The sequence below is a fragment of the Pseudomonas sp. RGB genome, assembly GCF_007713445.1.
In the GTDB taxonomy this organism is placed as follows: domain Bacteria; phylum Pseudomonadota; class Gammaproteobacteria; order Pseudomonadales; family Pseudomonadaceae; genus Aquipseudomonas.
This window is the reverse complement of the sequence record NZ_VMSH01000003.1, coordinates 337,523-355,869: the sequence shown is the minus strand read 5'-3', so window position 1 is coordinate 355,869 and position 18,347 is coordinate 337,523. Positions and strand designations below refer to the sequence as shown.

At 61.4% G+C, this 18,347-nt stretch carries 16 protein-coding genes and 1 pseudogene; 13 read left to right on the top strand and 4 right to left on the bottom strand.

The genetic code is table 11. The features are described from left to right. Window positions 1-175 precede the first annotated feature (175 nt). A complete protein-coding gene (locus FPT15_RS08675) occupies window positions 176-1,978 on the top strand; it encodes an acyl-CoA dehydrogenase (protein WP_145160047.1) in 1,803 nt (600 codons plus the stop codon). Here FPT15_RS08675 and FPT15_RS08670 read toward each other — a convergent pair. Then, the gene (locus FPT15_RS08670; RefSeq protein ID WP_145160045.1) at window positions 1,975-2,268 is read right to left on the bottom strand and encodes a cell division protein ZapA; all 294 of its coding nucleotides are present in this window, start codon (window positions 2,266-2,268) and stop codon (window positions 1,975-1,977) included. The genes FPT15_RS08675 and FPT15_RS08670 overlap by 4 nt on opposite strands. Next, complete coding sequence (locus tag FPT15_RS08665) at window positions 2,265-2,495, bottom strand: hypothetical protein (RefSeq protein ID WP_145160043.1); 231 nt, start codon at window positions 2,493-2,495, stop codon at window positions 2,265-2,267. Before FPT15_RS08665 ends, FPT15_RS08670 begins: the two co-directional genes overlap by 4 nt. 277 nt (window positions 2,496-2,772) lie before the next feature. Here FPT15_RS08665 and FPT15_RS30325 point away from each other — a divergent pair. From FPT15_RS30325 to trxC, 6 genes and pseudogenes are all read left to right on the top strand, one after another. Beyond that, window positions 2,773-3,543 (top strand): annotated as a pseudogene (locus tag FPT15_RS30325) (MCP four helix bundle domain-containing protein); the annotation flags it as partial. Then, entirely contained in the window at window positions 3,526-4,398 is an 873-nt protein-coding gene (locus tag FPT15_RS30320; protein WP_370004714.1) for a methyl-accepting chemotaxis protein, read from the top strand. The pseudogene FPT15_RS30325 and the gene FPT15_RS30320, both read left to right, overlap by 18 nt. A gap of 230 nt (window positions 4,399-4,628) precedes the next feature. Then, complete coding sequence (locus FPT15_RS08655) at window positions 4,629-6,371, top strand: potassium/proton antiporter (RefSeq protein ID WP_106577559.1); 1,743 nt, start codon at window positions 4,629-4,631, stop codon at window positions 6,369-6,371. 56 nt (window positions 6,372-6,427) lie between these two features. Further along, window positions 6,428-9,766, top strand: a complete 3,339-nt coding sequence (mscK, locus tag FPT15_RS08650; protein ID WP_145160039.1) for a mechanosensitive channel MscK — start codon at window positions 6,428-6,430, stop codon at window positions 9,764-9,766. A gap of 48 nt (window positions 9,767-9,814) precedes the next feature. Further along, on the top strand, window positions 9,815-11,278 hold the full coding sequence (selO, locus tag FPT15_RS08645) for a protein adenylyltransferase SelO (protein ID WP_145160037.1): 1,464 nt from the start codon (window positions 9,815-9,817) through the stop codon (window positions 11,276-11,278). 230 nt (window positions 11,279-11,508) lie between these two features. Then, complete coding sequence (gene trxC, locus FPT15_RS08640) at window positions 11,509-11,943, top strand: thioredoxin TrxC (protein WP_017138537.1); 435 nt, start codon at window positions 11,509-11,511, stop codon at window positions 11,941-11,943. Between the two features lie 125 nt (window positions 11,944-12,068). On the opposite strand, the gene FPT15_RS08635 is transcribed toward trxC, so the two are convergent. Further along, window positions 12,069-12,290: a DUF6124 family protein gene (locus FPT15_RS08635; protein ID WP_145160035.1), complete on the bottom strand. Its 222-nt coding sequence runs from the start codon at window positions 12,288-12,290 to the stop codon at window positions 12,069-12,071. 469 nt (window positions 12,291-12,759) lie between these two features. Then, entirely contained in the window at window positions 12,760-13,530 is a 771-nt protein-coding gene (locus tag FPT15_RS08630) for a ParA family protein (RefSeq protein ID WP_106577554.1), read from the bottom strand. A gap of 349 nt (window positions 13,531-13,879) precedes the next feature. On the opposite strand from FPT15_RS08630, the gene FPT15_RS08625 reads away from it, so the two are divergent. The 6 genes from FPT15_RS08625 to FPT15_RS08600 are packed head-to-tail and all read left to right on the top strand — an operon-like array spanning window position 13,880 to window position 18,107. Beyond that, on the top strand, window positions 13,880-14,599 hold the full coding sequence (locus FPT15_RS08625) for a beta-ketoacyl synthase chain length factor (RefSeq protein WP_145160033.1): 720 nt from the start codon (window positions 13,880-13,882) through the stop codon (window positions 14,597-14,599). Then, entirely contained in the window at window positions 14,575-15,387 is an 813-nt protein-coding gene (locus FPT15_RS08620; RefSeq protein ID WP_145160031.1) for a 1-acyl-sn-glycerol-3-phosphate acyltransferase, read from the top strand. Before FPT15_RS08625 ends, FPT15_RS08620 begins: the two co-directional genes overlap by 25 nt. Next, on the top strand, window positions 15,365-15,634 hold the full coding sequence (locus tag FPT15_RS08615; protein ID WP_010213712.1) for a phosphopantetheine-binding protein: 270 nt from the start codon (window positions 15,365-15,367) through the stop codon (window positions 15,632-15,634). Before FPT15_RS08620 ends, FPT15_RS08615 begins: the two co-directional genes overlap by 23 nt. 9 nt (window positions 15,635-15,643) lie before the next feature. Further along, window positions 15,644-15,898: an acyl carrier protein gene (locus FPT15_RS08610; RefSeq protein WP_106577551.1), complete on the top strand. Its 255-nt coding sequence runs from the start codon at window positions 15,644-15,646 to the stop codon at window positions 15,896-15,898. Further along, window positions 15,895-16,440 (top strand): hypothetical protein, encoded by a 546-nt coding sequence (locus tag FPT15_RS08605; RefSeq protein WP_106577550.1) that lies wholly within the window; start codon window positions 15,895-15,897, stop codon window positions 16,438-16,440. Before FPT15_RS08610 ends, FPT15_RS08605 begins: the two co-directional genes overlap by 4 nt. After that, window positions 16,437-18,107 (top strand): acyl-CoA synthetase family protein, encoded by a 1,671-nt coding sequence (locus FPT15_RS08600; RefSeq protein ID WP_145160029.1) that lies wholly within the window; start codon window positions 16,437-16,439, stop codon window positions 18,105-18,107. Before FPT15_RS08605 ends, FPT15_RS08600 begins: the two co-directional genes overlap by 4 nt. The last annotated feature ends 240 nt before the right edge of the window (window positions 18,108-18,347 follow it).

The following is an 18,347-nucleotide window of genomic DNA, read 5'->3' as shown; positions in this document are numbered from 1 at the left end:
TCAGTGACAAAGATGTCGGCTGGCACTGCCTCATCGCAGGCAAGCCAGCTCCCACATTGACCGCGTTCGCAACGCCCTTCTCGCGTTCTGCCTCTGCATCACGCAAATCAATCTTGCTATCCAGCCTCTATTTGCGCACTTAGACTCCGGCCATTCCCTTAAAAGGTAAGCCGCCATGTCCGAGACGCTGCTCAGTTCCCGCAATCTGGCTTTCGAGCTGTACGAAGTCCTCGATGCCGAGGGCCTGACCCAGCGCGAGCGGTTTGCCGAGCACAACCGCGAAACGTTCGATGCCGCCATCAGCACCGCGCGCAGCATTGCCGAAAAGTACTTCGCGCCGCACAACCGCAAAAACGACGAAAACGAACCGCGCTATGAAGACGGCAAGGCGATCCTGATCCCGGACGTCAAACCCGCCGTGGACGCCTTCCTCGAAGCCGGCTTTCTGAACGCCGCGCGCAGTTTCGACGCCGGCGGCATGCAGTTGCCGACCCTGCTGTCGCAAGCCTGCTTTGCGCACTTCCAGTCGGCCAACGCGGCCTCGACCTCCTACCCGTTCCTGACCATGGGCGCCGCCAACCTGATCGAAAGCTTCGGCACCGAGGCGCAGAAGCAGCGCTTCCTGCAGCCAATGATCGAGGGCCGCTTTTTCGGCACCATGGCACTGACCGAGCCGCATGCCGGTTCATCCCTGTCGGATATTCGTACACGCGCAGAGCCAGCGGCTGACGGCAGTTATCGCCTCAAGGGCAACAAGATCTTCATCTCCGGCGGCGACCATTCGCTGTCGGAAAACATCGTGCACATGGTGCTGGCCAAGCTGCCGGATGCGCCGGCCGGGGTGAAGGGTATTTCGCTGTTTATCGTGCCCAAGTTCCTGGTCAACGAGGATGGCAGCCTGGGCGCGCGCAACGATGTGCTGCTGGCCGGGTTGTTCCACAAGATGGGCTGGCGCGGCACCACGTCCACGGCGCTTAACTTCGGCGATAACGGCAATTGCGTCGGCTATCTGGTCGGCAAGCCGCATCAGGGTCTGAGCTGCATGTTCCAGATGATGAACGAGGCGCGCATCGGCGTGGGCATGGGCGCAGTCATGCTCGGTTATGCCGGCTACCTCTATTCGCTGGAATACGCCCGCGAACGCCCACAAGGTCGCCTGCCTGACAGCAAAGACCCAGGCACCGCGCCGGTTTCGATCATCCAGCACGCCGATATCAAGCGCATGCTGCTGACACAAAAAGCCTACGTCGAAGGCGCCTTCGACCTCGGCCTGTATGCCGCGCGGTTGTTCGATGACACCACCACGCTGGAAACCGAAAGCGAGCGCAAGCAAGCCCACGAACTGCTCGACCTGCTCACGCCCATCGTCAAATCCTGGCCGTCGGAGTTCTGCCTCAAGGCCAACGAGCTGGCGATCCAGATTCTCGGCGGCCACGGTTACACCCGCGAATACCCGGTGGAGCAGTACTACCGCGACAACCGCCTGAACCCGATCCACGAAGGCACCCACGGCATCCAGTCCCTGGATTTGCTCGGGCGCAAGCTCGCGCAGAATGGCGGCGCGGGCCTCAAGCAACTGATCCGCCTGATCGCCGAGACAGGCGCTCGAGCACAGCAATACCCATCACTGACCGCACTGCGAGAACCACTGGAAGTATTAGTGACCAACCTGCAGCGCGTCACACTCGGCCTGCTGACCGATCTCGCCCAAGGCAAGGTCAACAGCAGCCTGGCGAATTCGGCACTGTATTTGAAGGTGTTCGGGCACACGGTGATTGGCTGGCGCTGGCTGGAGCAGGCGATTCGCGCCGAGGAAGGCCTGGCCAAAGGCAATGCGGCGGATGCTGCCTTCTATAAAGGCAAGCTCCAGGCCGCTCGGTACTTCCTGACCTGGGAAGTGCCGAGCTGCCATCATGAACTGGCGATTCTGGAGGCACGCGATGACACGTGCCTGGGGATGCAGGATGCGTGGTTCTAAGGCGTTCCGATCGCCTTGGAAATCACTTCGACCGTGGCGCTGACTTGCTCTTGGTAACGGTCGAGTTCCTGCTGGTGGTGCTTTTGCATTTCGATCTGCTCGGCGCACAGGTTCAGCGCAGCCAGTACCAATAATTTGTCACCGATCAGGGTCGGGTACTTTTTCTTGGTGGTGGCCAGGGAGGCCTTGAGCATGGTCACGGCGCGCATCAGGGTTTGATCTTCCCCGTCCGGCGCCTTGATCGAGTAATCCTCTCCGAGAATCGAAACGACCTTTATGCCTTCATTCATGCGCCGACAGGACCTGCGCTCACACGCTCAACCAGGGCCTGGATGCGTGCGGCGGTAGCGCCGTGCTTTTCTTCCTGTTCCATCAGGTTCAGTTGCAGGCTTTCGTTTTCATCCTTGGCGCGGGCCAGTTCGGCCTTGAGGGATTCGTTGCTGCCCAGTAGGTCCTGATTTTGCTGTACCAGGTCGCTGACCAGTTGTTCCAGTTGGCTGAGGGATGCTTCTAACATTTTGATTTCTCGGGCTTTTTCAAAGGGCGGTGACGATAAAGAAAATTCACCTCGGATGCCAGGGTTATCCCAGGCGCGCAGCCCGATATTTAAGGGCCGGGCCGCACTTTCGAGCCTTAGTGACTGCATTTACCCGATCTGGTTCCTGAATCCGCCCAACCCCTCGTCAGATGCGACAAAAACGCACAGCCCCCTTTAGACTTTAGTCCTACGTCCGATAGAGGGGGACTGACCGTCTCATGGCCGCACGGATCGCGCTCTCCCCCAGGATTCCCGCATGTCGCTTCGTAATATGAATATCGCTCCGAGGGCCTTCCTCGGCTTTGCGTTGATTGGCGCGTTGATGTTGTTTCTCGGTGTGTTCGCCCTGAACCAAATGAGCAAGATCCGTGCTGCCACGGAAGACATCACCCTGGCCAGCGTGCCGAGCATTCGCGCCCTCGACGAGTTCACCCAACTGACCCTGCGCCTGCGGGTATTGTCGTACCGCCTGCTGACCAACCGCGAGCCGGAGATCCAGCAAAAAACCCTGGAAGCTTTTGAGCTGCGTAATCAGCAAATCCGCACCGCCCAGGCTGTCTACGAAAAACTCATCGAGGGTGCTGAAGAGCGTTCGGCCTACGACGAGTACGTGCGCTTGCTCGGTCAATACCATCAGATTGAAGAGCGCATGAAGAGCTTCTCCCAGGCCAATCAAGTCGACGATCTGCGCAAATTGCTCAACACCGAATTGCTCAGCAACTCCGAGCAGGTCAATGCCGTGCTCACGCGCCTGCTGGAGCTCAACAACAAAATGGCCCTGACCACCAATAAGGACGCCGAGGACCAATACAACATGGCCTTCAATATGGTGGTGAGCCTGTTGGTGATCGCTACCCTGCTGACCCTGTTGTTCGCCTGGCTGCTGACCCGCAGCATCACCCTGCCCATTTCCCAGGCATTGGAAGCAGCGGAAGAAGTGGCCGAAGGCAACCTGACCCGCCCGATCAAGGTCGACGGCAACGACGAGGCCGGACGCCTGCTGGCGGCGATGGCCAAGATGCAGGACAAGCTGCGCGACACCCTGCAACGCATCGCCGGCTCGGCTACCCAGTTGGCTTCGGCCGCCGAAGAGCTGAACGCCGTTACCGACGAAAGCGCTCGCGGCCTGACCCAGCAAAACAACGAAATCGAACAAGCCGCCACAGCGGTGAACGAGATGACCAGCGCCGTGGAAGAAGTCGCGCGCAATGCGGTCAGCACTTCAGAAGCCTCGCGCAACGCCACCACGTCAGCGGGTGACGGCCGTGATCTGGTGCAGGAAACCGTCAGCGCCATCGAGCGCATGAGCGGTGATGTGCAGGCCACCGCCACGCTGATTGGCGACCTGGCCAATGAATCGCGTGACATCGGCAAGGTGCTGGACGTGATTCGCGGCCTGGCCGACCAGACCAACCTGCTGGCGCTGAACGCCGCAATTGAAGCCGCACGTGCCGGTGAAGCCGGGCGCGGGTTTGCCGTGGTGGCTGATGAAGTGCGCGCCCTGGCCCATCGCACCCAGCAGTCGACCAGCGAGATCGAGCGGATGATTGGCAGCATTCAGGCCGGCACCGAACACGCGGTGGATTCGATGCGTAACAGCACCGAACGCGCGGAATCGACATTGAACATCGCCAAAGGCGCGGGCCTGTCGCTGGACACCATCAATACCGCGATTGTCGAGATCAACGAGCGCAACCTGGTGATCGCCAGCGCGGCAGAAGAACAGGCACAGGTGGCGCGGGAAGTGGACCGCAACCTGGTGAACATTCGTGATCTGTCGGTGCAATCGGCCACCGGCGCCAGCCAAACCAGTGCAGCGAGCAGCGAGTTGTCGCGCCTGGCAGTGGATTTGAATGGGATGGTGGGGCGCTTTCGTCTGTAACTGACTGCGGTGATCCTTTGTGGGAGCTGGCTTGCCTGCGATAGCAATCTAACAGTCGATACCCCAGTGACTGACACACCGCAATCGCAGGCAAGCCAGCTCCCACATTTGGATCTGTGCGATTCAGAAAAAGCTTTTTGACAGCACAGCAATTCAACAGGTTAGAATCGCTGGCACGCAGACTGCATGGTCAGTTTGCGCCCTGTCTTCCCAGTTCTGGAGTACTGCCTTTGAATGCGACGACCATCAACAGCCTGTTCTTGATCGGCGCGTTGCTGGTGGGTGCGAGCATTCTGGTGAGTTCTCTTTCGTCCCGCCTGGGGATCCCGATTCTGGTGATCATCCTGGCCGTGGGCATGATCGCCGGCGTCGATGGCGGCGGCATTATCTTCGACAATTACCCGACCGCCTACCTGGTGGGCAACCTTGCCTTGGCAGTGATCCTGCTCGACGGCGGCTTGCGCACACGGGTGGCGAGTTTTCGCGTGGCACTCTGGCCAGCGTTGTCGCTGGCCACGGTCGGGGTGTTGATCACCACTGGCCTCACCGGCATGGCCGCGGCCTGGCTATTCAACCTCAATATCATTCAAGGCTTGCTGATCGGCGCGATTGTCGGCTCAACCGATGCCGCCGCGGTGTTCTCGCTGCTGGGCGGCAAAGGCCTGAACGAACGGGTGACCGCCAGCCTGGAAATCGAATCCGGCAGCAACGACCCGATGGCGGTGTTTCTCACCGTGACCCTGATCGACATGCTCGCCACCGGCCAGACCGGCCTGCATTGGAGCCTGCTGACCCACCTGATTCGCGAGTTCGGCATCGGCGGCATCGTCGGTTTGGGCGGCGGCTGGCTGATGCTGCAGATGGTCAACCGCATCAACCTGGCCACCGGCCTGTACCCGATCCTGGTGATCGCCGGTGGCCTGGTGGTGTTCGCGCTGACCAACGCCCTGCACGGCAGCGGCTTTCTCGCCGTGTACCTGTGCGGCCTGGTAATCGGCAACCGGCCGGTGCGCAGCCGCCATGGCATTTTGCATATGCTCGACGGCATGGCCTGGCTGGCACAAATCGGCATGTTCCTGGTACTGGGCCTGCTGGTCACGCCGCATGACTTACTGCCCATCGCCCTGCCCGCCCTGGGCCTGGCGCTGTGGATGATCCTGTTTGCGCGGCCGCTGTCGGTGATGGTCGGCCTGCTGCCGTTCAAGGCGTTCCACGGGCGCGAAAAAGCCTTTATCGCCTGGGTTGGCCTGCGCGGCGCGGTGCCGATCATTCTGGCGGTGTTCCCGCTGATGGCCGGCCTGCCGCACGCGCAGCTGTATTTCAACCTGGCGTTCTTTATCGTGCTGGTCTCGCTGCTGGTGCAGGGCACGAGCCTGCCGTGGGTGGCCAAACTGCTGAAAGTAACCGTACCGCCAGACCCTGCGCCAATCTCGCGCGCCGCCCTGGAAGTGCACGTTACCAGCGAGTGGGAGCTGTTCGTCTACCGCCTGGGCGCAGAAAAATGGTGCATCGGCGCGGCCCTGCGCGAACTGAAAATGCCCGAAGGCACGCGGATCGCCGCGCTGTTCCGTGGCCAGCAACTGCTCCATCCGTCGGGCAGTACGGTGCTTGAAGTCGACGATTTGCTCTGTGTGATCGGCCACGAACACAACCTGCCGGCCCTGGGCAAACTGTTCAGCCAGGCGCCGCAACGCGGTCTCGACCTGCGCTTCTTCGGCGACTTTGTGCTCGAAGGCGACGCCCAGCTGGGCGCGGTGTCGGCCCTGTACGGCCTCAAGCTTGAGGGTATCGACCCGGATATGCCACTGAGTCGCTTCATCACCCAGAAGGTCGGCGGCGCGCCAGTGGTGGGCGACCAAGTGGAATGGAACAACACGCTGTGGACCGTCGCGGTCATGGACGGGAACAGAATCGGAAAAGTCGGCGTCAAATTCCCCGAAGGAAGTCGTCCAGGCCCTGGACTCTTCCTCTAAACTGCGGGGCTATGGCGCCACGCCCCCACCTTCTTTACCTTGCTCGACCGGTATCCATGACAACTCTGCGCACCTTTTTAGCCACTGCCCTGCTGGGCCTGACCCTCTGTGTCGGCAGCGTTTACGCCGCCGACCCGCCCAGCGCCGAGTCCATCCAGCAAACCCTGGACAAACTGCCCGACCGCAAGCTGCCCGACGCCGACATGAAGGCGCTGCAAACCATCCTGCAACAGACCCTGACCTACCTGGGCAACAAGCAGGATTACGAGCAGCGCCTTGTCGACCTCAAGCGCCAGCTCGAAGACGCTCCGCGCCAGACCACTGAAAACCAGCGCGAACTGGTGCGGCTCAAGGCCACTAAAATCATCCCGGTGGCGCAGCGCTACGCCACCCTGCCGGTGCCGCAGCTTGAGCAATTGCTGGTGCAACGCACCACCCAGCAAGGCGATCTGCAAAAAACCGTGGCCGACGCCAACAGCATGTCCGTCGCCGCCCAGACCCGCCCCGAACGCGCCCAGACCGAAATCAGCAACAGCCAGACGCGCATCCAGCAGATCAATTCGATCCTCAAGGCGGGCAAAGACAACGGCAAGACCCTCACCGGCGACCAGCGCAACCAACTGAATGCCGAACTGGCCGCCCTCAATGCCCTGATTCCACTGCGCCGCCAGGAACTGGCCGGCAACAGCCAACTGCAAGACCTGGGCAATAGCCAGCGCGACCTGGCAACCGAGAAAACCAGCCGCCTGGAGCAGGAAATCCAGGACCTGCAAACGCTGATCAACCAGAAACGCCTGGCCCAGTCCCAGCAGACCGTGACCCAACAGTCCATCGAAGCGCAGAAAGCCGGGGGCAGCAGCCTGCTGGCCTCGGAAAGCGCGGCCAACCTCAAACTGTCCGACTACCTGCTCAAGAGTACCGACCGCCTTAACGAGCTGACCCAGGCCAACCTCAAGACCAAGCAGCAATTGGACGCAGTGACGCAAAGCGACTCGGCCCTGGACGAGCAAATCAACGTGCTCAAGGGCAGCCTGCTGCTCTCCAAGATCCTCTACAAGCAGAAACAGGCGCTGCCCCGTCTCACGGTCGACCGCGACCTGGCGGACGATATTGCCAACATTCGCCTGTACCAGTTCGAGATCAACCAGCAACGTGAGCAGATCAACTCACCCAGTGCCTATGTGGATAACTTGCTGGCCAACCAGCCACCGGAAGACGTGACGCCGCAACTGCGCCGCACCTTGCTGGAATTGGCGATCACCCGCAGCGACTTGCTTGAACGTCTGAGCCGTGAGCTGAGCGCACTGCTGAACGAATCGATCACCCTGCAACTGAACCAGAAACAACTGCTCAGCACCGCCACCACCCTGCGCGCGACGCTGGATGAGCAAATGTTCTGGATCCCCAGCAATAAGCCGCTGGACACCGAGTGGCTGGAAACCGTACCGGCGCACCTGAACAAACAGATCACTACTCTGCCGTGGGCCTCCAGCGTCAGCGAACTCTACGACGGTCTGACCCAGCGCCCGCTGTTGTTCCTGCCACTGCTGCTGTTGATCGGTGCATTGTTGTGGCGGCGTAAAGCGCTGTACCAACGGCTGAACAAGGTTCACCTGGACATCGGCCACTTCAAGCGCGACAGCCAGTGGCACACGCCGCAGGCCATCCTGATCAACATTCTGCTGGCGATGCCGGTGTCCCTGGGCCTGGCGCTGTGCGGCTACGCGCTGCAGATCGACGCCCGCGGGCAAAACGCCAACCTGGGCGATGCACTGCTGCAGATCGCCCAAGCGTGGCTGGTGTTCTACACCGCTTACCGCATCCTGGCGCCGGGCGGCGTGGCGGAACTGCACTTTCGCTGGGAGAAACCCCAGGTTGAATTCCTGCAAGGCTGGGTGCGCAAACTTGGCTTGGTAGTGCTGGCATTGGTGGCCGTCGTGGCCATCGCCGAGCACCAACCCGAGGCGCTGGCCGACGACGTACTGGGCATCGGTGTGGTGTTGACGTGCTACGCGTTGATGGCCTGGTTGCTGGGCCGCCTGCTGCTGAACAGCCCGACCCACGAGAAAGCCTCGCTGTTTCGTAAAGCCGTGGGCCTGGTGTTCACCGCCCTGCCCGTCGCCCTGTTTCTGGCGGTGTGCTTTGGCTATTACTACACCGCGCTCAAACTCAGCGACCGCTTGATCAATACCCTGTACCTGCTGATGTTCTGGCTGGTGATCGAAGCCACCTTCGTGCGCGGCCTGGGCGTCGCCGCACGGCGCCTGGCCTACGCGCGAGCACTGGCCAAACGCCAGGCAGCCAAGGAAGCCGGGGATGGCGAAGCGGTGATCGAAGAACCGACCCTGGACATCGAACAGGTCAACGAACAGTCCATGCGCCTGATCCGCCTGGCCTTGCTCGGCGGCTTTATCGCGGCGCTGTACTGGGTGTGGAAAGACCTGATCACCGTGTTCTCCTACCTGGACAACATCACCCTGTACGAATACACCAGCGGTACCGGCGCCAACATCAGCATGGTGCCGATCAGCTTCGGCGACTTGCTGGGTGCGTCAATCATCATCGGCATCACCTTCGCCCTGGCGCGCAACTTGCCGGGTTTGCTGGAAGTGCTGGTGCTGTCCAAGCTGGACCTGGCTCAAGGCAGCGCCTACGCCACAACCACCTTGCTGTCTTACGTGATTGCCGGCGTCGGCTTTGTCTCCACCCTGTCCACGCTCGGCGTGAGCTGGGACAAGTTGCAATGGCTGGTGGCAGCGCTGTCGGTGGGGTTGGGCTTCGGGATGCAGGAGATCTTCGCCAACTTTATCTCCGGCATCATGATCCTGTTCGAACGCCCGGTGCGTATCGGCGACACCATCACCATCGGCAACCTGTCGGGCACGGTCAGCAAGATCCGCATCCGTGCGACGACCATCACCGACTTTGACCGCAAAGACATCATCGTCCCGAACAAGACGTTTATTACCGGGCAACTGATCAACTGGTCGCTGACCGACACCATCACCCGCGTGACTCTGAAACTGGGCGTGGACTACGGCTCCGACTTGGACCTGGTGAAGGAACTCTTACTCAAGGCGGCGCGAGAAAACCCGCGCGTGTTGAAAGAGCCGGAACCCCACGTGTACTTCCTTAACTTCGGCGAAAGCACCCTCGACCACGAACTGCGCATGCACGTGCGTGACCTCGGTGACCGCAACCCGGTGATCGACGAGGTGAACCGCTTTATCAACCGCGAGTTCAAGAACCACCACATCAACATCTCGTTCCGCCAGATGGAGGTTTACCTCAAGAACCTTCACGGCCAGGAATACAAACTGGTGGAAGTCGACACCCCAGCCAAACCCGCCAACGACGGCGGCGTGCAAGAACCACCGCCGGGCAAACTCGACTAACGCGCCTATCCCCAGCAGAATGCTCGGACATTCTGCTGGAGATGGCCGGTGAAAGCCCTCGACGAACTGACCTTCGACAACCGCTTCGCACGCCTGGGCGACGCGTTCTCAACCCACGTACTGCCTGAACCCCTTGATGAGCCGCGCCTTGTGGTGGCGAGCAACGCCGCCATGGCGCTGCTCGACCTCGACCCGGCGGTGGCCGAAACGCCGGTGTTTGCCGAGCTGTTCAGCGGGCACAAGTTGTGGGCCGAAGCGGAGCCGCGGGCGATGGTCTATTCCGGCCACCAGTTTGGCGGCTACACCCCGCAACTGGGCGACGGCCGTGGGCTGTTGCTGGGCGAGGTGTACAACGAGGCCGGCGAACACTGGGACTTGCACCTCAAAGGCGCCGGGATGACGCCTTATTCGCGCATGGGCGACGGCCGCGCGGTGCTGCGCTCTTCGATCCGCGAGTTTCTCGCTTCCGAAGCCTTGCATGCGCTGGGCATTCCCAGCAGCCGCGCCCTGTGCGTGATCGGCTCCAGCACGCCCGTCTGGCGCGAGAAACAGGAACGCGGCGCCATGGTGCTGCGCCTTGCGCACAGCCATATCCGCTTCGGGCATTTCGAATATTTTTACTACACCAAAAAGCCCGAGCAGCAGGCTGAACTGGCCGAACACGTGTTGAACCTGCACTACCCCGAGTGCCGCGAGCAGCCCGAGCCGTACCTGGCGATGTTCCGCGAAATTGTCGAGCGCAATGCCGAAATGATCGCCAAATGGCAGGCCTATGGCTTCTGCCACGGCGTGATGAACACCGACAACATGTCGATCCTGGGCATCACCTTCGACTTCGGGCCGTTTGCGTTCCTCGATGACTTTGACGCGCATTTCATCTGCAACCACTCCGATCACGAAGGGCGCTATTCCTTCAGCAATCAGGTGCCCATTGGGCAGTGGAACCTCAGCGCGCTGGCCCAGGCGCTCACGCCGTTTATCAGCGTTGACGCCTTGAAAGAGGCGCTTGGCCTTTACCTGCCGCTGTACCAGGCCCATTACCTGGACCTGATGCGCCGCCGGCTGGGGTTGACCACCGCCGAAGACGATGACCAGAAGCTGGTGGAGCAGTTGCTCAAGCTGATGCAGAACAGCGGCGTCGATTACACGCTGTTCTTCCGCCGCTTGGGCGATGAGTCAGCGGCGTTGGCCGTGGCGCGGCTGCGCGATGACTTCGTCGATCTTGCCGGTTTCGATGCCTGGGCCGAACAGTACAAAGCCCGCGTTGCGCGAGACGGGGACTACAGCGAAGTGCAGCGCCGTGAGCGCATGCACGCGGTAAACCCGCTGTACATCCTGCGCAACTACCTTGCACAAAACGCCATCGCCGCCGCCGAATCAGGCGACTACAGCGAAGTACGTCGATTGCATGAAGTGCTGAGCAAACCCTTTGAAGAGCAGGCGGGGATGGAGCAATACGCCCAGCGGCCGCCGGATTGGGGCAAGCATTTGGAGATTAGTTGCTCATCGTAAGTTCGCAAAAACGATACGTTTACGGTGGCGAGCGGGCTTGCCCCGCGTTGGGCTGCGAAGCAGCCCCAAAATCTGCAATGAAGATCTGCCTGATACAACTCGGTTACTTTACTGGGGCTGCTCCGCAGCCCAACGCGGGGCAAGCCCGCTCGCCACAGTTATGTATTTGCCTTGATAAATATCGGCGCTGGCTCCAAATAGAAACTATTGGCCATCTCCAGGAGCCCTCAATGTCCGAACCTCTCGTCATTCCCTGCCCCCATTGCAACGGCCTTAACCGCATCCCCGGCGAGCGCCTGGGTGATGCGCCTAAATGCGGGCGCTGTAAACAGCCGGTGTTGTTGAACAAGCCCTTTGAGTTGAAACAGGGCGACTACGCCAGCCAGATCAAGGGCGATCTGCCGCTGCTGGTGGATGTGTGGGCCGAATGGTGCGGGCCGTGCAAGTCGTTTGCGCCGGTGTTTGAGCAGGCGGCTGGGCAGTTGGAGGGCAAGTGCCGGTTGGCCAAGCTCGACAGCGAGGCCAATCAGCAGCTGTCGGCGCAGTTGGGGATTCGCTCGATTCCCAGCTTGATTCTGTTCAAAAACGGCCGCGAAGTGGCGCGCCAGAGTGGGGCATTCCCGTTGCCGCAGTTGATGAGCTGGTTGCGTAGCCAGGGCGTATAACCCACACCCAACATCAACTCGGTCAAGTGTGGGAGCTGGCTTGCCTGCGATGGCATCCCCTCGGTTTGCCTGACAGACCGGGTTGTCTGCATCGCAGGCAAGCCAGCTCCCACACTGACCGCGTTTTAAGCCCGTGCTACGGGGGTTTCGCGGTCCATCATCTGGCCTACGAGCTGTACGCCCAGCTCGCTTAATTGATGGATGGCCAGGGCGACGTCGCGGTGTTCGCCGCTTAGGTCGTTGGACAGCTTGAGTAACAGCGTGCGCACGGAAGAGAAGGTTTCGTAGCTGTTGAGCACGAGGGTTTCGGTAGGAAGGTTGGGTGCAACGGTATAAAGGTTAACCATGGAACGTCTCCGAGCAGGAGCCGCAACCAGCCGCTACTAAACGGAGGGTGGCAGCTGTACGCAGGTTAGTAGACCGGGGAGACGCAACCGGCGCGCTCGAAAGCGCCCTCCGTACAGCCACCATCACGCTCAGGAAGATCCTGACCGAAGAGTTGCTGTACGTCTCACCACGGGCTACTAAACCCGATCGCTGAACATTCAACGACCGAAGAACCTTAGAGACGCCCATCCAGACGCACAAGCCGGCGGATTCTGGCTTATCTGTAGGCAGCGAGACAAGGCACAACCCCGCTTGCCAGACGTGTCCTACAGCCTCTGTGAGACAAATCCAAATCCCCCTGCAGGAATGCAAAAACAAATGTGGGAGCTGGCTTGCCTGCGATGCAGGCAACTCGGTTTGCCAGTTAAACCGAGGTGATGCTATCGCAGGCAAGCCAGCTCCCACAGGGTCAGGCGGTGCCGGCAAGGATCACGCGCTTTCCAGCAAGTTATGCAACTCCACAAACTGCTGCGTCAGCTTGTGCCGTGGGTCCAGGTGGATCAGCGGCTTGCTCTCCTGGTGCGACTCGCGCATGCGCACGGAGCTGGCCAGGTACACCGGCAGCACCGGCAGGCCTTCGGCAATCAGCTCATCGAGCATCTGCTGCGGCAGGCTCGCGCGGGCCTGGAACTGGTTGACCACGATGCCTTCCACTTCCAGGCCTTCGTTGTGGTCTTCCTTCAATTCTTCGATTTCCGCCAGCAGGCCATACAGCGCCTGGCGTGAAAAACTGTCGCAATCGAACGGAATCAATACACGATCAGCGGCAATCAGCGCCGAAACCGCATAAAAATTCAGCGCCGGCGGTGTGTCCAGGTAAATCCGGTCGTAGTCCTCGCTCAGTTCATCGAGCAGCTTTCGCAGCTTGTTGATCTTGTGCTTGGCCTCAAGCTTGGGCTGCAGGTCGGCAAGCTCGGCCGTCGCGGTAATGACGTGCAGGTTGTCGAACGGCGTTTCGTAGATATCCACGCGGTTTTTCTTGGAAAACGGCCCGGATGACAGGGTTTGCTTGAAGAACTCGGCGATGCCCATCGGGATATCGTCGCCGGTCAGCCCGGTGAGGTACTGAGTCGAGTTGGCTTGCGCATCGAGGTCCACCAACAGGGTTCGATAGCCTTCACTGGCGCTGACCGCCGCCAGGTTGCAGGCAATGCTGGACTTGCCAACGCCGCCTTTCTGATTGAACACCACACGCCGCATGGAAAAACCTCCGTGTATCAATGAATGTCCGAGTGTAGAGGGCAAAAGCGCCTGTTAGCTACCTCGTTCATCCATGCACTGGCGCATTGCACGGCCGGATGCGCGATACCCGTAATCCAGCGCCGACAAACTAAAAGGAATACTCCGACAACCCCGTCAGTCCTCGCGTAAAGGACAATCTGTAAATCTTTCCCAGTAAATTGTAATCAGCCGTGAACAATTCTTTACCAAAGTTTGCTAGAAGCCCGCAGCACCGGGATAATGCGCGCCATTCGGCCTGCGTTCCCTGTCCCGGTATTCGGGGCCAACGGCCGCACATGGAAGCCCGCAGGGGCGGGATAACTTCTCAGTGATCACTTTCAACATCGCCCAATGGCGCGCCTGGGCTCCCGGCCTGGAGAGTGCGCACGACTGGCACGCCTGGTGCCAGGCCCCAGTGGCGCTGCCTGCCAGCGATGCTTGGCCTGACGTGTCCTTTTTGCCGGCCATGCAGCGCCGACGCCTGAGCCGCCTGGCACGCATGGCGTTCAGTGTCGGCTGGCCGTTGGCCGAAGGCCTGCAAGACCTGCCGCTGGTGTTTATTTCCCGGCACGGCGAAACCCCGCGCACCCTCGACATCCTCAGTGATCTGGCCGACGGCCAGCCACTGTCGCCGACCCAGTTCAGCCTATCGGTGCATAACGCGGTGATCGGCCTGTGGTCGATCCTGCGCAATGAAACCAGCGAAATGACCGCGCTCGCCGCCGCAGGCGACGGCCTGGAGCACGGCATGCTCGAAGCCGCCGCGCTGCTCAACGAAGGTGCCCCGGCGGTGTTGCTGGTGATCACCGAGGAACAGCCCCCCGAAGCCTACGCCAGCTGGATTCATGACGTGCCCTTCCCTTACGCCCTCGGCCTGCTGCTGACACCGGGCGACGAGTGGCGACTGGAACTAAACAGCGGCGCTGTCCAACTCACTCAAACCCAGTGGCCCCACGCCCTGAACCTGCTACGCACCCTGCTCACCGAACAGGTTGCCTGCCAACATGCCTGGAAGAACCGTGTATGGAACTGGCAACGCAAGCCCTGACCGAAAAAGCCCGGGACGCCTATTACTGGCGCCTGTTTGCCACCGCCGCGAGCTTTTTCTTCTTCGGCGTCGGCGGGTTGTGCCTGCGTTTGCTGGTGTTTCCGCTGCTCAGTTGCCTGCCAGGCAGCGCTGAAAAACATCAGCGCCGCGCCCGCCACACCATCAGCAAACTGTTCTGGTTCTTCGTCCGCCTGATGCAGCGCGCCGGCGTGTTGACGTACAGCGTCGAAGGCGCGGAAAAGCTCGGTCGCCCGGGCCAGATGATCATCGCCAACCACCCGTCGCTGATCGACGTAGTGTTCCTGATCGGCCTGATGCGCCAGACCAACTGCGTGGTCAAGCAGAGCCTGTTTCAGAACCCGTTCACCCGTGGGCCGGTGCGCGATGCAGGCTATATCAGCAATGACGGCAGCGCCGACATGCTCGACGCCGCCGCCGAGGCGTTGCGCCAGGGCCAGACCCTGATCATTTTTCCCGAGGGCACCCGCACCACACCCGGCGCGGCGCCCGCCTTTCATCGCGGTGGCGCCGCCATCGCGCTGCGCGGTGCGACAATCATCACCCCCGTGGTGATCAAGGTCAGCCCTACCACATTGACCAAGGCAGAACCCTGGTACCGCATTCCCAAACGTCGATTTCACTTCAGTTTGCGCGTGGGTGCCGATATAGAACCACACACCTTTGCCGCACTCGGGCCCGCGCCCCAGGCTTCACGCAAGCTCAACGATTACCTGCACCACTATTTCATTAAGGAGCTCGCCGAAGATGAGCGACCAACACCGCCTTGAGCACGACATAAAGATGCTGATCATCGAGGCCCTGGGCCTGGAAGACATCAGCGTCGACGACATCGGCAGCGAGCAGACCCTGTTCGGCGAAGGCCTGGGCCTGGATTCGGTAGACGCCCTGGAATTGGGCCTGGCGATCCAGAAAAAGTACGGCATCAAGATCGATGCCGACGCCAAAGACACGCGCAATCACTTCACCAACGTGGCCAGCCTTGCGGCGTTCGTCACGGCCAGACAGGCAGCTTGAGACCGGACCATGCAAACTCGTGACGATATTTTCAACACCCTGCGCGACGCCTTGGTGGAACTGTTTGAACTGGAGCCTTCGCGCGTCACCCTCGACGCCAATCTGTACCAGGACCTGGAAATCGACAGCATCGACGCCGTGGACTTGATCGACCACATCAAGCGCCAGACTGGCAAAAAGATCGCCGCCGAAGAATTCAAGGCCGTGCGCACCGTGAACGACGTGGTTGAGGCGGTGTACCGTCTGGTCGCACCTGCCGCATGAGCCGGCTGATCGGCCTTGGCCTGTTGCTGGCGGGGCTGTTGTACCCTTTTGCGGTGTATTACGGCACCGAGCACTTTGCGCCGTGGCAATTCGGCCTGCTGCTGGGCAGCCTGTGGTTGCTGCGCGCGCTGACCGGCGCACGCCGCCCGGGCAGCCGCTGGATGGCGATGGCGGTGATCGTGTTTTGCCTGCTGCTGGCCTGGTTCGACAACCCGCAGCTGCTGCGCTGGTACCCCAGCCTGGTCAGCGCGTTCATGCTGGCGCTGTTCGGCTTGAGCCTGAAATACGGCCCGCCGATGGTCGAGCGCCTGGCCCGCATCACTGAACCGCAACTGCCGCCCGAGGCCATCCGCTATACGCGTCAGGTCACCGTGGTGTGGAGTGTATTTTTTCTGTGTAATGGCCTGCTCGCCGCCGCCCTCACCCTGTGGGCGCCGCTGAGCTGGTGGACGTTGTACAACGGCTTGATCGCCTATGGGCTGATGGGGTTGTTGTTTGCCGTGGAATGGCTGGTACGACAAAGGGTTCGAGGCCGCGTATGAATGGGTTGAAACTTGAGCACCTGCTGCTTGAGCCGCTGCAACAGCGCTGGGTCACCACCGAGCCTGAAATGAACCATGCCCAACTGTGGGCGCACTCCCTGAGCTTGGCGGCGGGCCTGCAAGCGCGCGGCATCCGGCGTTTGGCTGTGCACCTGGAAGACGCCGGCCTGTTGGCCATTGCCCTGCTGGGCGCCTGGCGGGCCGGGGTCAGCGTGCTGCTGCCGGCCGACCTGCAACCCCAGACGCGCCAGCGCTGGGACGACGCCGTGGATGCCTGGCTGGTTGAGGCCGCCGATCTCGACACGCTGTATCAGCCGCCGTTAAGCGCCGCCGCACTCGACCTGGACGCCTGCCACTTGAGCCTGTGCACCTCCGGCTCCAGCGGCGAGCCCAAGCGCATCGACAAGACCCTGCGCCAACTTGCCAACGAGGTGGAAGCACTGGAAGCCTTGTGGGGCGCGGACCTTAAAGACGCCTGCATCATCGGCAGCGTCGCCACCCAGCACATCTACGGGTTGCTGTTCCGGGTGTTGTGGCCGCTGTGCGCCGGGCGCACCTTTGTACGCAAACAACTGGCCTTCCCCGAAGACCTGCAGCGCGCCAGCCGCGAACACCCACAATTTGCCTGGGTCGCCAGCCCCGCGCTGCTCAAACGCATGGGCGACAACCTCGACTGGCCCGCCCTGAGCCACGTGTCGCGGGTGTTTTCGTCCGGTGGCGCGCTGCCCATCGAGGCTGCCGGCAGCCTGTACGACCGTTTGCAGCAATGGCCGACGGAAATCCTCGGCAGCTCGGAAACCGGCGGCATTGCCTGGCGCCAAGGCGCGCAGCCGTGGCAGCCGTTTGCCGAGGTCGAACTGAGCCAGGATGCCGACGGCGCCCTGCGCATTGCCTCACCTTATCTACCGGCCGGGCACATTGAACAGACCGCCGATGCCGCCCGCATTCACTGCGACGGGCGCTTCGAGTTGCTCGGCCGCCTGGACCGTATCGTCAAGCTGGAAGAGAAACGCATCTCCCTGCCGATGCTCGAACAGGCGCTGATGGCCCACGCCTGGGTCGCCGAAACCCGCCTGGGCGTGGTGCAGGAAAACCGCGCCTCGCTCGGCGCGCTGGTGGTGTTGAGCGCCGATGGCCTGCATGCCCTGCGCAATCAAGGCCGCCGCGCCGTCACTCAAACTCTGCGCCAGCACCTGAGCCAACACTGCGAAGCACTGGCGCTGCCACGTCGCTGGCGGTTGCTGCGCCAGTTGCCGCTGAATGCCCAGGGCAAACTGCCTCAAGCCGACGTCACAGCGCTGTTACTCGCCCCCCGGCCCAAAGCGCCGGACGTGCTGGAGCAAGTGCACGCCAACGGCGAATGGACCGTGCAACTGAGCATCCCGCCGGACCTTGCCTACTTCAGCGGCCACTTCCCCGTCACGCCGGTGTTGCCGGGCGTGGTGCAGGTGGAATGGGCCTTCAACCTCGGCCAGCAGTTGCTCGACCTGCCCGCGACCTTTGCCGGCATGGAAGTGCTCAAGTTCCAGCAACTGGTGCGCCCCGGCGATCAGGTTGAACTGCACCTGCGCTTCGACCAGGAACGCGGCAAGCTGTATTTTGCCTACCGCAATGGCGTCGCCGCCTGCTCCAGCGGCCGAATTCAACTGGTCCACGCCCATGCATAAGCTTTTGTGGCTGACAGGCTTGTTGTGGCAGCTGGGCTTCCTGTGGCGAGCGGGCTTGCCCCGCGTTGGGCTGCGCAGCAGCCCCAAACCCTGCCAACTCGGTATCCCTGACACACCTCGGTTAGCTTACGGGGGCCGCTTCGCAGCCCAACGCAGGGCAAGCCTGCTCGCCACAACAAGCGCGCTCGCCACAGGAAGCCCATTCATCCCAACAAGTTCGCTACCAGTCAGTTGGATCAG